The organism is Streptomyces sp. PCS3-D2, assembly GCF_000612545.2.
Lineage (GTDB): Bacteria > Actinomycetota > Actinomycetes > Streptomycetales > Streptomycetaceae > Streptomyces.
In genome coordinates, this window is the sequence record NZ_CP097800.1 from 2,233,201 (window position 1) to 2,246,592 (window position 13,392).

Annotated in this window: 14 protein-coding genes; 2 read left to right on the forward strand and 12 right to left on the reverse strand. The window is 72.1% G+C overall.

Translation table 11 applies throughout. The features are described from left to right. Positions 1-85 precede the first annotated feature (85 nt). Together AW27_RS09005 and AW27_RS09010 are read right to left on the reverse strand one after the other, a co-directional pair. Positions 86-304, reverse strand: a complete 219-nt coding sequence (locus AW27_RS09005; RefSeq protein WP_030032603.1) for a hypothetical protein — start codon at positions 302-304, stop codon at positions 86-88. A 348-nt stretch (positions 305-652) separates the two neighbouring features. Next, positions 653-934 carry an acylphosphatase gene (locus tag AW27_RS09010; RefSeq protein WP_037928303.1) on the reverse strand — a complete coding sequence of 94 codons (282 nt, stop codon included), beginning with the start codon at positions 932-934 and terminating at the stop codon, positions 653-655. A 138-nt stretch (positions 935-1,072) separates the two neighbouring features. Here AW27_RS09010 and AW27_RS09015 point away from each other — a divergent pair, with 138 nt between their 5' ends. Next, entirely contained in the window at positions 1,073-2,068 is a 996-nt protein-coding gene (locus tag AW27_RS09015; protein ID WP_052031267.1) for a CAP domain-containing protein, read from the forward strand. A gap of 63 nt (positions 2,069-2,131) precedes the next feature. Here the strand turns inward: AW27_RS09015 and AW27_RS09020 are convergent, their stop codons facing one another. Next, entirely contained in the window at positions 2,132-2,743 is a 612-nt protein-coding gene (locus AW27_RS09020; protein ID WP_037928301.1) for a flavodoxin family protein, read from the reverse strand. 125 nt (positions 2,744-2,868) lie between these two features. Here AW27_RS09020 and AW27_RS09025 point away from each other — a divergent pair, with 125 nt between their 5' ends. After that, on the forward strand, positions 2,869-3,273 hold the full coding sequence (locus AW27_RS09025) for a winged helix-turn-helix transcriptional regulator (protein ID WP_037928298.1): 405 nt from the start codon (positions 2,869-2,871) through the stop codon (positions 3,271-3,273). Here AW27_RS09025 and mutM read toward each other — a convergent pair. From mutM to AW27_RS09070, 9 genes are all read right to left on the reverse strand, one after another. Beyond that, entirely contained in the window at positions 3,246-4,115 is an 870-nt protein-coding gene (mutM, locus tag AW27_RS09030) for a bifunctional DNA-formamidopyrimidine glycosylase/DNA-(apurinic or apyrimidinic site) lyase (protein WP_037928719.1), read from the reverse strand. The genes AW27_RS09025 and mutM overlap by 28 nt on opposite strands. 115 nt (positions 4,116-4,230) lie before the next feature. Beyond that, complete coding sequence (gene rnc, locus AW27_RS09035) at positions 4,231-5,070, reverse strand: ribonuclease III (protein ID WP_037928295.1); 840 nt, start codon at positions 5,068-5,070, stop codon at positions 4,231-4,233. A 19-nt stretch (positions 5,071-5,089) separates the two neighbouring features. Continuing rightward, a complete protein-coding gene (gene rpmF / locus AW27_RS09040; protein ID WP_003965982.1) occupies positions 5,090-5,263 on the reverse strand; it encodes a 50S ribosomal protein L32 in 174 nt (57 codons plus the stop codon). 2 nt (positions 5,264-5,265) lie between these two features. Further along, the gene (locus AW27_RS09045) at positions 5,266-5,967 is read right to left on the reverse strand and encodes a YceD family protein (protein ID WP_370466467.1); all 702 of its coding nucleotides are present in this window, start codon (positions 5,965-5,967) and stop codon (positions 5,266-5,268) included. 78 nt (positions 5,968-6,045) lie between these two features. Next, entirely contained in the window at positions 6,046-7,137 is a 1,092-nt protein-coding gene (locus tag AW27_RS09050; RefSeq protein ID WP_037928287.1) for an ATP synthase subunit B family protein, read from the reverse strand. A 103-nt stretch (positions 7,138-7,240) separates the two neighbouring features. Then, positions 7,241-7,720, reverse strand: a complete 480-nt coding sequence (gene coaD, locus AW27_RS09055) for a pantetheine-phosphate adenylyltransferase (protein WP_201773417.1) — start codon at positions 7,718-7,720, stop codon at positions 7,241-7,243. 14 nt (positions 7,721-7,734) lie between these two features. Beyond that, entirely contained in the window at positions 7,735-8,313 is a 579-nt protein-coding gene (rsmD, locus tag AW27_RS09060; RefSeq protein WP_037928281.1) for a 16S rRNA (guanine(966)-N(2))-methyltransferase RsmD, read from the reverse strand. Between the two features lie 73 nt (positions 8,314-8,386). Then, a complete protein-coding gene (locus tag AW27_RS09065; protein ID WP_037928277.1) occupies positions 8,387-11,539 on the reverse strand; it encodes a helicase-related protein in 3,153 nt (1,050 codons plus the stop codon). 26 nt (positions 11,540-11,565) lie between these two features. Continuing rightward, positions 11,566-13,266 carry a DAK2 domain-containing protein gene (locus tag AW27_RS09070; protein WP_037928274.1) on the reverse strand — a complete coding sequence of 567 codons (1,701 nt, stop codon included), beginning with the start codon at positions 13,264-13,266 and terminating at the stop codon, positions 11,566-11,568. Positions 13,267-13,392 lie beyond the last annotated feature (126 nt).

The window sequence follows — 13,392 nt, forward strand, 5'->3', positions numbered from 1 at the left end:
GATGCGGAGCCCAAAGGAAGAAGGGACGCCGAAGCGTCCCTTGCAGATCATGCCGGGCTGGATTCGAGCGACGAGTGAGCGCGGATCAGGTGAGCGCAGGCTCCGCCTGGGGTACGTCGATGTCGATGCTGTCCAGCAGCGAGTCTCCGTCGTGCTGAGCGGCGGCCGCGTTCAGCGCGTCATTTTCGGACTGAATCCGTACGAGCTCGGACTCGAGGTCCTGGACGCGCTGCTGAAGCCGTCGCATCTCGGCGAGGAGTCGCGGGTCGGAACCGCCGACGTAACCGAGAAGCGCCTTTGCCATGATGGATGGTCCTCCACACTGAGTGACCGACCGAAGCGGTGTGGGTCGTGAGGGAATCGCACCCGCGGATGTCCGGCAGCGACGGTCAGTCACTGCGCTTACTACTGCCAGCACTGCCAAACAGCTCAGGTGCGCGGGGCTTCCAGCGTCTCACCAAAAAGTTTGACGGTCAACACGATCACGCCCCGTATCGGCGGGCAGCCCGGCCCTCGCAAGGGGCGTGGAGATCATCCTTGTCTCCGAGCCTTCCATGGATCGCCCCCGCCGGCAACGCGTCGACGGCGAATGCCCAGTTCCGACCGGGTCCGGGCGATCAGAGATGTGATGAGTTCATGATCAGTCGATCCCTCACCGCATCCCGAACCCGTCGTAGCCACCGCGCGGTGTGCCCCAGATCTCTGTCACCCCGTCCACCCGGCCGGGCGTGTCGGGGGAGCGCAGCCAGTCCAGCAGCCGGTGGCAATTCTCACGTTGACCTTCGGCCACCACCTGCACCCGCCCGTCGTCGAGGTTGAGGGCGAAGCCGACCATCCCGCCGATCTCCATGGCGTTCTCCCTGGTGAACCAGCGGAATCCCACTCCCTGCACCCGGCCGCGCACCCAGGCGGTCAGGCGGACGTCTTCATTCATGCGTGAACGCTAACCGGGCGCGAACTTTCCGGTCACATCGCCCCCAGCGCCCCATGGCGTACAGTCGCGCACCAATGAACTCACCCATTTGGGTGGGTAAGGGACGATCTTGATCCGGCCAGGAAGGGCACGACACCGATGGGACGTCACGGACTCCACGCCGCGCCGCGCCGCGGCGGCAAGCACGGCACCGCCCTGCGCACCGGCCTGCTGGGGGTCTCGGTGGCCGTCGCCCTCGGCACCGCGGCCGTCACCACCGGCATGGTGCCGGTCGGCGCCTCGTTCCCCTATGTGGGTGTCAGCGGTACGGAAGCCACCGCCGCGAAGACCGGCGCGGCCCAGGCCGCGCCGGACCCCGACGCCCCTTCCGTGATCGACCGGCAGGGCGGCCTCGCGAGCCTGTCCGGCCGCGGCGCGGCGACCAGCGGCGCACCCACCGCCCCCGCGACCCCGGCGGCCCCGTCCTCCGCGCCGGCCTCGCCCTCCCCGTCGGACTCCCCCTCGGTTTCGGCACCGCCGACCCGCTCCGAGCCTGCTCCGCCGAAGGCCTCCTCCGGCGCCGTCCCGCCGTCCGCCTCGCCGAGCACCACAGGCCGGACCCCGGCCGCACCGACGCCCGCCCCGGAGCGGACCCAGGCGCCGGCACCCGCCGCGCCGACCCCGACCCCCACCCCGACGGCGACCCCGACCGCGACCGCGCAGGCACCCACGGCGCCGGCGCCCGCAGCCACCGCGACCCGGCCGAGCCTCGACACCCACTCCGCCGAGGAGGCGGCCGTGGTGACCCTGGTGAACGAGGAGCGCGCCCGGGCGGGCTGCGGCCCGGTCCGCGCCAACCCACCACTGGCGGCCCTGGCCGGCGCCTTTAGCCAGGACATGGCCAACCGCGGCTTCTTCGGCCACGAGGACCCCGACGGCAACACCCCCTGGGACCGCGCCGCCGCGGCAGGCCTCTCGGGCCTCGGCGGCGAGAACATAGCCCGCGGCCAGGGCGACGCGGAGTCCGTGATGAACGCCTGGATGAACAGCCCGGAGCACAGGGCGAACATCCTCAACTGCGAGTTCCGCAGGCTGGGTGTCGGCGCCCACTTCGCCGCCGGCGGGCCTTGGTGGACCCAGGATTTCGGCCTCTGACCCGACCCTGCGGGGCGGGACGGCGGGGCGGCCGACTCCGCGGGGATCAGGCCTCCGGGGGGATCAGACGGACGCGGCGGCCAGGGCCGCGCGGCCCGCGACGACGACACGGGTGTGCTCGGCCACCCGGCGGCCCAGGTGCTCCGCGGTCGCGATGTCGGCCTTGTGGACGGCGTCCGCACCCTCGTCGGAGTTGGACTGGGCGGCCGCGCCGGAGAAGAAGCCCAGGCGGTTGAGGTCGTTCTCGGAGGCCGTGCTGGCGTTCCAGCCCGGCTTCAGGCCCAGGTTGACCCAGTTCATGCCGTGCTGTGCGGCCAGCACCTGGAAGAACTGCAGCGTGTGCAGCTTGTCGCCGCTCTTCGAGGCGGAGTTGGTGAAGCCCGCCGCGAGCTTGTCCTGCCAGGCGTCACCGAACCAGCGCTTCGAGGAGGCCTCGGCGAAGGCGTGGAAGGCACCCGAAGCGGTGCCCATGTACGTCGGGGAACCGAAGACGATCGCGTCGGAGGCGTCGAGCAGCTCCCACTGCGCGTCGTCGATCTCGTCGACCTTGATCAGGTGGACGGTCGCCCCGGCCTCGACGGCGCCGTTGCGGACCGCCTCGGCGACGACGGCGGTGTGGCCGTAGCCGGAGTGGTAGGCGATCGCGACGACGGGGGTGTGCGTGGTACCGGACAAGGCTGATCTCTCCTTCGGAAAGGCGTCCGCCGCAGCACGGGACGTGCCGCGACGGAAGAAGAGAATCACTAACTTTCAGAAAGCGCAACCTGTCAGTTAGCACTGGCTGCGGGTACGCTTGCCCCATGGAGACCCCTGTCTGTACCGAAGCCGAGCACGGCGACCTGCCGTTCGACGTGTTCGCCCGCTCCTGCCCGTCCCGCGAGACGCTGGAACACGTCACCGGCCGCTGGGGCAGCCTCACCGTGGGCGCCCTGCGCGAGGGACCGGTCCGCTTCAACGAGCTGCGCCGCCGGGTGGACGGCGTGAGCGAGAAGATGCTGTCGCAGACCCTGCACGCGCTGGAGCGCGACGGAATCGTCCACCGCGAGGCCCAGCCGACCAACCCGCCGCGCGTGGACTACGAACTGACCCCCCTCGGCGTCGAGGTGGCCGACCGCCTCCTGGCCCTCATCCACCACCTGGAGGGGAGCATGCCGGCGGTGCTGTCCGCCCGCGACTCCTACGACGCGGCCCGCGGCGGGCGCTGACAGCGCGGGCAGAAGTAGCTCGACCTGTTCATCCAGGGCCTGCGCCGCATCGGGGTGCCACAGCGGCGGCAGGGTTCGTCCTCGCGTCCGTAGGCGTCGAGCGACCGATCGAAGTACCCCGACTGCCCGTTCACGTTGACGTACAGGCTGTCGAAACTCGTGCCTCCCACGGCGAGGGCCGCGTTCATGACGTCGCGGACGTGACCGAGGAGTTCCGCGCTCCGGGGGCGCGTGAGGTTCGCCGTCGGGCGCTCGTAGTGCAGCTTCGAGCGCCACAGCGCCTCGTCCGCGTAGATGTTGCCGACCCCGCTGATCAGCGACTGGTCCAGCAGCGCCCGCTTGACGGTGGTCCGCCTGGCGCGCAGCGCGAGGTGGTAGGCCGCCTCGTCGAACAGCGGGTCCAGGGGATCGCGCGCGATGTGCGCGATGACGTCGGGCAGACCCTCGGCGCTGTCGGCGACGGTCTCGTGCAGCGACAGACCGCCGAAGGTCCGCTGGTCCACGAAGCGCAGCTCCGTCCCGGCGTCGTCCCCGAAGCGCAGCCGGATCCGCAGGTGCTTCTCGTCGGGAGCGTCCTCGGGCTGGACGAGCAACTGGCCGCTCATGCCCAGATGCCCGAGCACCGACAGGTCGCGCCCCGCCAGCGGCAGCCACAGGTACTTCCCGCGCCGCTGCGGCACCCCGAGGGTCTCCCCCCTCAGGCGGGCCGCGAAGTCGGCACCGCCGCCCGGATGGCGCCTCACCGCACGCGGGTGCAGGACCTCGACGGCCTCGACGGTCCGTCCGGCGACCCAGCGCTCCAGCCCCCGCCGTACGACTTCGACTTCGGGCAGCTCAGGCACGGGGAACCTCCGGTGGATGCGGATCTGGGCGCTGCCGCGAGCGTACCGGCCGTCCGGGAACGGCAACGCCCGCCCCTGCAGCGCAGGGGCGGGCGAGGAGATGCCCGAAGGAAGGTCAGGCGTCCGGCGCCGGATCGGCGGGCGTCGGCGCCCCGCCGTCCGTGGCCTCGGCCGGAGCCGGGCCCTGTGCCGGAGCGGCGGCCGCTGCCGCCGCGGCCCGCTCGTCCGCCGCAGCGCGGATCCCGCGCCATGCGGACTCCGCGGCCTGCTGTTCCGCTTCCTTCTTGCTGCGGCCGGTGCCGGTGCCGTACGAGACACCACCGACGCGGGCGGCAGCAGTGAAGGTCTTCTCGTGGTCCGGACCGGTCTCGGTGACCAGGTACTCCGGCACGCCAAGACCTTCGGCCGCCGTGAGCTCCTGGAGGCTGGTCTTCCAGTCCAGGCCGGCCCCGAGGTTCGAGGACTTCTCGATGAGCGGGTCGAAGAGCCGGTGGACCAGCTCCGAGGCCGCGTCGAGACCCTGGTCGAGGTAGACCGCGCCGATGACCGCTTCAAGGGTGTCGGCGAGGATGGAGGCCTTGTCCCGGCCGCCCGTGCCCTCTTCGCCCCGGCCGAGCCGGATGAAGGAGCCGAGGTCGAGGCCGCGCCCGACTTCCGCCAGTGCGCGCGAGTTGACCACCGCGGCCCGAAGCTTGGCCAGCTGGCCTTCGGGGAGGTCCGGGTGGGTCGTGTACAGCGTGTCCGTGACCACCAGGCCCAGCACGGAGTCCCCGAGGAACTCCAGGCGTTCGTTGGTGGGCAGGCCGCCGTTCTCGTACGCGTACGAGCGGTGGGTCAGTGCACGCACCAGAAGGGCGGACTCGAGTCGGTACCCGAGCCGCCCTTCCAGAAGCGTGTGGGACGAGGCCGCGTTGTTACTGTCTGCCTGCTTCTCAGCTTTGGACAGCTCAGACATTGCGCCTCTCACCAGCCGCTCAGACCTCGAGGACCTGGCGCTTGTTGTAGGTGCCGCAGCTCGGGCACGCGATGTGCTGGAGCTTCGGCTCCTGGCAACGCTCACACGAAACCAGGGTGGGGACCGCAGCCTTCCACTGCGACCGGCGGTGGCGCGTGTTGCTGCGCGACATCTTCCGCTTCGGAACAGCCACGGCTACTTCTCCTGCTTCTCGGCGGCGCTCTGAACGTCGTCAGATGCAGTGCCGCTCATGTTGTCCTTCTCGCCGTCCTGATCGGTAACGACGAGTTCCTGCAAAGCCGCCCAACGGATGTCGACGGCGTCGTGGTGGTGGTCCGGGTCGTCGTTGAGGCTGAGCCCGCAATCGGGGCACAGTCCCAGACAGTCCTCCCGGCACACCGGCTGCATCGGCAGTGCGAGCACCACCGCATCACGCAGCACGGGTTCGAGGTCGAACAATCCGTCCTCGAGGAAGAGCGTGTCCTCGTCGTCCTCGGCGTCGTCGGCCGGCTCCGCTTTGGCGCGGCCCCGGTCGTCGGCGTCAGGGTACGAGAACATCTCCTGGAAGTCCGCCTTGAGCTCGCGCCCGACGGCCTCCAGACACCTTACGCACTCCCCCGTCGCCGATGCACGGACGGTGCCTGTGACAAGCACCCCTTCCATGACCGACTCAAGGCGGAGGCTGAGCTTCACCGGAGCGCCTTCCGGCACTCCGATCACGCCGGCCAGACCGAGGTCCGCCGGTGCGTCGATCTCACGGGACAGCCGCTGCATGGCACCAGGACGCCGGCCCAGCTCGTGCGTGTCGAACACGAGGGGGTTGCGGTGGTCGAGGCGGGTATTCAGGGCCGTTCCTGCTTTCACAGATCGCTGAAGATCAAAGATTCCGCCGCTCAAGGGCAGCATGGATCGCGACGCATACGCGCGACCGAACAGCCAGGATACCCGGACCGGGGCCGTGCGCCCAATCCGGTGTCAGCGGCCCTGTTCGTACTGGCGCAGCTGATCCAGGTTGATCATGCTCGTGTCGAAGAAGCTGGTCTCATCGAGCGAGGGCTGCTGGGCCTGCTGCTCGGCCTGCTGATGCTGCTGGTGCTGCTGCGGCTGGTGGTAGGCGGCGTACGGGTCGGGCTGCTGCTGGTAGGCGGCGTACGGGTCCGGCTGCTGCTGGTAGCCCCCGTACGGGTCCGGGTAGGGCGCGGCATAGGCCGCCGCGGTGGAGCCGGTGCCGGCACCGGGGTAGGCGTCCTGCTGCTGGGCGGCGGGCTGCTGGTAGCCGTACGCGTCGTAGGGGGACTCCGGCCGGGCCGGTACGGGCGGCTGCACGTGAGCGGGCTCCGGCTCCGCGAGGCCCGCCAGGAAGTCGGAGTCGCTCGCCGAGCGGGACGGCTGGCCCGCGGCCGCGTCCTGGGCCGCCATGTGCACGCCCAGGTCGTCCGTCGGGACCCGGCCGAGCAGCTTCTGGCGGCCGCGGCCCACGGCCTCCAGGGTCTTGGAGAGCACCGCTTCGAAGGTCGCCAGCTTGGTGTCCACGTACGCGTCCGCCTGCTGCCGCTGCGTCTCGGGGTCGTGGCTGCGCTCGGGGGCGTCCGCGTCCGGGTAGCCGTCCTCGTCCAGACCCGGGCCGCGGCCCAGGAGCTTCTCCCGGCCCCGGTCCACCGAGCCGATCGTCTTGGTCAGCACGACCTCGAAGTTCGCGAGCTTGCTGTCGACGTAGTCGTCGGCTTCAGCCCGGATCTCCTCGGCCTCCCGGCGGGCCTCCTCCACGATGCGGTCGGCCTCGGCCTGCGAGCGCCGCGCGATCTCGGTGTCGGCGATCAGCGATCCGCGCTGGTCGTGGGCCGCGTCGATGATCCGCTCCGCCTCCCGGCGGGCCTCCTCCACCATCTGCTCCCGGCCGCCGAGCAGCTCCTGGGCCTGCGCGAGCGAGCCGGGGAGCGCCTGGCGCACCTCTTCGAGCTGGGCGAGCAGCTCGGCGCGGTTGATCACGCAGGAGGCCGACATCGGCATGGACCGGGCGCCGCCGACGGCTGCGACGATCTCGTCGAGCTTCTTCTGCACGTCCATGGGGGCTCGCACTCTCTCGGCCTCAGGCGGTTCCCGAGACGGACGGGTCGACTGTAAGGCCAGCGGGCGGGCCCCCGACACCGGCTGACGCCTCGTCAGCAGATCAGCGCTCGCGCAGCCGCTCCAGGAGCGCCGCGTGCACGTGTGCCGGCAGCAGGTGGGCGACGTCTCCGCCCCAGGCCGCCACTTCCTTGACCAGCGAGGAGGACAGGAAGCTGTAGGAGGGAATGGTCGGGACGAACAATGTCTCGACGCCCGACAGCCCCAGGTTCATCTGGGCCATCTGGAGCTCGTAGTCGAAGTCGCTGACCGCGCGCAGGCCCTTGACGATGGCCGGGATGTCCCGCTGCTTGCAGAAGTCGACGAGCAGTCCCCGGAAGGCCTCCACCTGGACGTTTCCGTAGTCCACCGTCGCCTCGCGGATCAGCTCGATCCGCTCCTCGACCGTGAACAGGCCCTTCTTCGACTCGTTGATCCCCACGGCGACGTGCACGACGTCGTACAGCCTGGAGGCGCGTCCGATGATGTCGAGGTGTCCGTTGTGGATGGGGTCGAAGGACCCCGGACAGACGGCGCGGCGCAACTGAACTCCCTCGTTCATGAGTCTTCGCGGGTGAAGGCGGCGCGGCCGTACCACAGGGTGCCCTCGCCGTACGTCCGCGACCGGAGCGGCTCGAAGCCCTCGGGCCACGGAAAGGCGCCGCTCCTCGTGCTGCGCTCCACGGTGACGAGCGCGCCGTCCGTGATCCAGCCATTGGACCGGAGTGTGAGCAGGATCTCCCGCAGGTCCGCGCTGTCCACCGCGTACGGCGGGTCCAGGAAGACGACGTCGTACGGGTCCCCGCCCGCGCGAGCGGCCACGATCTGCTCGGCCCTGCCGGCCCGGAACTCGGCCCCGGGCAGGCCCAGCGTCCTGATGTTGTCGCGGATCGCCTTGGCGGCCTTCGGGTCCGACTCGACCAGGAAGGCGTGGTCCGCGCCTCGGGAGAGGGCTTCCAGGCCGACGGCGCCGGAGCCGCCGTACAGGTCGAGCACCCGTGCCCCTTCGACTCCGTGCAGCGACTCCCAGGTGGAGAAGAGGCCTTCGCGCATCCGGTCCGAGGTCGGCCGGGTGCCGGTGCCGGGGGGCACGGCCAGCCGTCGCCCGCCGGCGCTGCCGGCGATCACGCGGGTCATCTGGGGTCCTTCGGTACGGCGGCAGGGGCAGCCGGGCGGTCCGCCGCGGCACTCCAACGATAGGTCGTACCGCTCAGCCCTTCTCCAGGTACCGCTCGCGCTCGGTGTCGAGGAGGGCGTCCAGCGCGGTCCGCAGGCCCGGCAGCCGCTCCAGAGCGGGGTCCGCGGCCACCACCCGGGTGGCTTCGTCCCGGGCCTGGGCGATGACCTCCTCGTCGTCGATGACGGCGAGCATGCGCAGCGAGGAGCGAACCCCCGACTGGGCCTGGCCCAGGACGTCGCCCTCGCGGCGCTGTTCGAGGTCGATCCGGGAGAGCTCGAAGCCGTCGAGGGTGGCGGCGACAGCGGCCAGCCTGGCCCGGGCGGGACTCGCCTCGTGCATCTCGCTGACCAGCAGGCACAGGCCTGGGGCGGAGCCGCGTCCGACGCGACCGCGCAGCTGGTGGAGCTGGGAGACGCCGAACCGGTCCGCGTCCATGATCACCATGACGGTGGCGTTGGGGACGTTCACGCCGACCTCGATGACGGTGGTGGCGACCAGCACCTTCACCTCGCCGGCCGTGAACCGGCGCATGACGTCGTCCTTGTCGGCGGGGTCCATCCGGCCGTGCAGCACCTCGACGCTCAGGCCGGCCAGCGGGCCCTGGCCGAGCTGCTCGGCGATCTCCAGGACGGCGAGCGGCGGCCTCCGGTCGGCGTCGTCCGCGGCCTGCTTCTTCCTTGGGTCGTCCTCCCCGTCCCCGATGCGCGGGCAGACCACGTACGCCTGGTGGCCCTTCTCCACCTCCTCGCGGACCCGCTCCCAGGCCCGGGCGAGGAAGTGCGGCTTGTCCTTGGCCGGCACCACATGGGTGGCGATCGGCGAGCGCCCGGCGGGCAACTGGTCGAGGACGGAGGTCTCCAGGTCGCCGAAGACGGTCATGGCGACGGTGCGCGGGATCGGGGTGGCGGTCATCACCAGCAGGTGCGGTGGCTGCTTGCCCTTGGAGCGCAGCGCGTCGCGCTGCTCTACGCCGAAGCGGTGCTGCTCGTCCACGACGACCAGGCCGAGGTCGTCGAACCGCACTTTGTCCTCGATCAGCGCGTGCGTGCCGATGACGATCCCGGCCTCCTTGGTGACCAGGTCGAGCAGGGCCTGCCGGCGTGCCGGCATCCCCATCGACCCGGTGAGCAGCACGACCTTGGTGCCCTGTTCGCAGCCGCCGAGCATGCCGCCTTCGGCCAGTCCGCCCATCATCTCGACGATGGAGCGGTGGTGCTGCTGGGCGAGCACCTCGGTGGGCGCGAGCATCGCCGCCTGCCCGCCGGAGTCCACGACGGCCAGCATCGCCCGCAGGGCCACCATGGTGTTGTGCGTCACGGTGAAGTGGTCCGTCACGTACGCGTGGCTCGGATGCTCGACCCGGATGCACTGCACCGGCTTGGGGCCCACGTGCTCCACGGCCCGGATGGCGCGCCGCCGAGTGCCGGACTCCGGCCGCGGCCGCTTGCGGGCCGCCTCGCGTCGCAGCCGGAACGGCTCGAACTCGTCGGGCAGCGCCACGGAGACGCCGGACACCGCCTCACCGGGCAGCACCCGGGCATCTCCGCCGAGGGAGCGCACGAGCCAGGCCACGTCCTGTGCCAACCGGAGGGAGGCGGAGCGGAACGAGATGCCCGCTCCGTCCGCTTGTACCGTCCCGTCCGCGTCCATGAGGCCTTGCAGGACCGCAAGGCGGTCCTTGACCGGTGCGTTCTTGTAGACGTCCGGAACGAAGATGTCGTGCGGGGCCACGCCCCGCAGCCCCAGGCCCCGTACCGCCCGGCCGACCGGACCGGGCCCGGCGGCCGCCTCGTGGTGCGGGGCGAGCGCGGCCTCGGCCGCCGCCAGGATCTCCCGGTCCGCGGTGGACAGGTCCAGGTCGTGCCGGAAGGAGCCGGCTCCGAGGAGCACGCCCGTCAGGTAGGGATCGAGGGGCCGGCGGTCACCGGTCCCGAGATCCACGGGAACGGCCACCGGCAGGTACCACCTGGCAGAACCGTCGGCCTCGTGGAGGTCCGCCCTGATCTCCCTCGTGGTCAGCACCGCGGGTTCCTGGCCGCGGCTCCATCCGCGGCTCGTGCCGACGATCCACAGGTGTTCGTCGTCGCACTCGACAGTGCTCCCGTCCGAGAGCACCACCCGCCACACCTCGCGCTCCCCCTGCGGGAAGACTGCCCCCACGCGGGCGGTCTCACCGGATGGCACCACCACCTCGTCCCCCACCCCGATGTCTCCCATCGGCCGGAAACCCGTGGGGGTGAGCACCAGTGAATCGAGGGGCTGGGCCTTGCCCGAGCCGACCTCGCCCTGGAGGAGACGGTGCATGGGGTGGCTGGTGGCGAGGTCGTCGAAGATCTCCTTCGAGACCTTCTGCTGGCCCTCGGTGAGGGTGAAGGGCAGGGTGGCGTCGAAGGCGTCGAGCAGGCCGCCGGGGGCGGGGCGGCGCGGTACGGCCGGGAGCTGGGCGTCGGCGTGGCGGCGGCGGGCCAGGGCGACCTGGAGGACGAAGGCCTCGTCCCACTTCAGTCGCTGCCGGGCGTCCTCGATGTCGGCCTTGGCGGCCGGCCGGTGGATCTTCAGCAGGGCTTCGGGGAGCGGGAGCAGCCCGCGGCCCTCGCGCAGGGCGGGCGGCAGCGGGTCGACGACCTCCCTGGCGCTGGGCAGCACGGCGTCCACGCATTTGGCGATCTTCCAGGATTCCAGCTTCGCGCAGGCCGGGTAGATCGGGATCAGCTGGTTGGCGAAGGCGGTGGCGGCGTCCCGGTCGGAGGCGTCAGCGCCGAGCGGTTCGTACGCCGGGTGCGCGAGTTGGAGCTTGCGGTTGAACAGGGAGACCTTGCCGGCGAACATCGCGCGGCTGCCCGGGAGCAGTTCCTTGTGCGGCTTGTGGACGCCGGCGCCGAAGAAGACCAGCTGGAGCCGGCCGCTGCCGTCGGTGATGGTCACCTCCAGCCGCTTGCCCCGGCCCCCGTTGAAGGTCAGGACGCGGGCGTCGGCGACCTGCGCGACAACGGTCACGTGCTCGTCGATCTGGCCGGCGAGCTCGGCCAGCGGGGTCAGCTCGCCGCGCTCGGCGTACCGCCTCGGGTAGTGGTGGAGCAGGTCCAGGGCCGTGTGCAGGCCGAGCTGCTCGGCCAGCACCTTGGCGGTGGCGGGACCGAGTGTCTTCTTGAGGTCTTCGTCGAGCGCGGGCACGTGTTCCATTGCACACCATGGCGCTGACAAGCCCGCTATTCCACCCCGATGAGGAGCGGCGCCGAGTACCGACCGCCCCGGTAGGTGACGGTGTCCACCGCCAGGTGCCCGGACTGCACGTGGGCCTGGAGGTGTTCGGCGACGGCGTCCGGCACCTCCGGACCGAGGACCAGGGTGACGAGTTCGCCGCCGGAGCCGAGCATCCGGTCCAGCACCGCCACGGCGGTCTCGGCCAGGCCCGCTCCGATCACGGCGACGTCGCCGTCGATCAGACCGAGCACGTCTCCGGCCTGGCAGATACCGGCCGAGGTGAAGGACTGGCGTTCGGCGACGGCCAGTTCCCCGTAGCGGGTGGCGCCGGCGGCCGCGGTCATGGCGACCACGTCCTCGTCGAAGCTGCCCTGCGGGTCGTGCACGGCGAGCGCGGCCAGGCCCTGGACCGCGGAGCGGGTGGGGATCACCGCGACGCGCACGCCCTCGGCACGGGCCTGTTCGGCGGCGGTGGCCGCGGCCGCGCGCAGTTCCGCGCGGCCCGGCAGGAGCACCACCTCGCGGGCGTGGGCGCGGCGTACGGCGTCGAGGAGCTCGGCAGCGGCCGGGACCTCGCCGGGGCGCACGAGCACGGTGGTCGCGCCGGCCCCGGCGCACAGGTCCACCAGTCCCTCGCCGGGGACCAGGGCAACCACGGCGCGCTGGGCGCGCTCGCCGCGGCCGCGGCGGCGCTCGTCGCCGAAGTGCGTGATCCGGATCCGGTAGGGCCGTCCGGCGACGACCCCGGCCTCCACGGCCGCACCGGGGTCGTCGACGTGGACGTGGACGTTCCACAGCCCGTCGCCGCCGACGACGACCAGAGAGTCGCCGAGGCCGTCGAGCTGTGCGCGCAGTTCCGCGACCGCCGCGTCCGAGGCCTCCAGCAGGTAGATCACCTCGTACGCGGGCCCGTCCTCGTGCTGTTCGCAGGGGTCGGTCGGCCGCGGGCCGGACACCGCGGGCCGGCCGGCCGCCGGTTCGGCGGCCGGCTCCTGGCCGGACAGGGCCTGCCAGAGGGCGCCGAGCACGGCGACCAGTCCGCAGCCTCCGGCGTCGACCACCCCGGCCCGGCCCAGCGCGGCGAGCTGCCCGGGGGTCTCGGCGAGTGCGGCGCGGGCGCCGTCATAGGCGGCGCGGGCCACGTCGGCCGCGGTACCGGCGGCCTCCGAGGCCGCTTCGCCGGCCCGGGCGGCGGCGCCCGCGACGGTGAGCATGGTGCCCTCCACCGGATGGGCGACGGCCGCGTACGCCTCTTCCGCGGCCCGGCTGAGTGCGCGGGCGAGCAGCCCGCCGGGGCCGGTCCGCCCGCCTCCGGACTCGGCCTCGGGCTCGGCCTCGGGCTCGGCCTCGGGCTCGGCGCCGAGCACGTCGGCCACTCCGCGCAGCAGCTGCGCGAGGATCGTCCCGGAGTTCCCCCGGGCGCCGACGAGCGCGCCGTGCGCCCAGGCCCGTACGGCCTCGGACAGGGTGGTCGGCGCCACGGTCCGGCCGGCCGCGTCCCCGAAGGTGTCCGCCAGCGCGCGGTCGGCCGACTCGGCGGTGAGGTAGAGGTTGGTGCCGGTGTCCGCGTCGGCGACCGGGTAGACGTTGATCGCGTCGATGTCCTCGCGGGCCCGCCCCAGCGCGGCCAGGGCGAGCGAGCTCCAGGTGCGCACTGCCTCGGCGTCGAGCTCGTCTGCGGGCTGCGGCTGCGGCTCGTGCGGCACCGGGCGTTCCTCCTTGTGCGGGCCAGGGTTCACCGCAGGGTAACGAAGGACCGCGCTCCCGGGGCCGGGACCGCGGGGCGGGGTTGCCGGCCGCCATGGTAGTTTTCTTGGACGGGCGCAGTCGTT

What these genes read in the sequence shown, in the direction of transcription:
- AW27_RS09005 (WP_030032603.1), bottom strand. Translation starts at nt 304, where the DNA reads ATGGCAAAGGCGCTTCTCGGTTACGTCGGCGGTTCCGACCCGCGACTC.
- AW27_RS09065 (WP_037928277.1), bottom strand. Translation starts at nt 11,539, where the DNA reads ATGGAACACGTGCCCGCGCTCGACGAAGACCTCAAGAAGACACTCGGT.
- rnc (WP_037928295.1), bottom strand. Translation starts at nt 5,070, where the DNA reads ATGTCTGAGCTGTCCAAAGCTGAGAAGCAGGCAGACAGTAACAACGCG.
- AW27_RS09010 (WP_037928303.1), bottom strand. Translation starts at nt 934, where the DNA reads ATGAATGAAGACGTCCGCCTGACCGCCTGGGTGCGCGGCCGGGTGCAG.
- rsmD (WP_037928281.1), bottom strand. Translation starts at nt 8,313, where the DNA reads ATGACCCGCGTGATCGCCGGCAGCGCCGGCGGGCGACGGCTGGCCGTG.
- AW27_RS09015 (WP_052031267.1), top strand. Translation starts at nt 1,073, where the DNA reads ATGGGACGTCACGGACTCCACGCCGCGCCGCGCCGCGGCGGCAAGCAC.
- AW27_RS09050 (WP_037928287.1), bottom strand. Translation starts at nt 7,137, where the DNA reads ATGGACGTGCAGAAGAAGCTCGACGAGATCGTCGCAGCCGTCGGCGGC.
- AW27_RS09025 (WP_037928298.1), top strand. Translation starts at nt 2,869, where the DNA reads ATGGAGACCCCTGTCTGTACCGAAGCCGAGCACGGCGACCTGCCGTTC.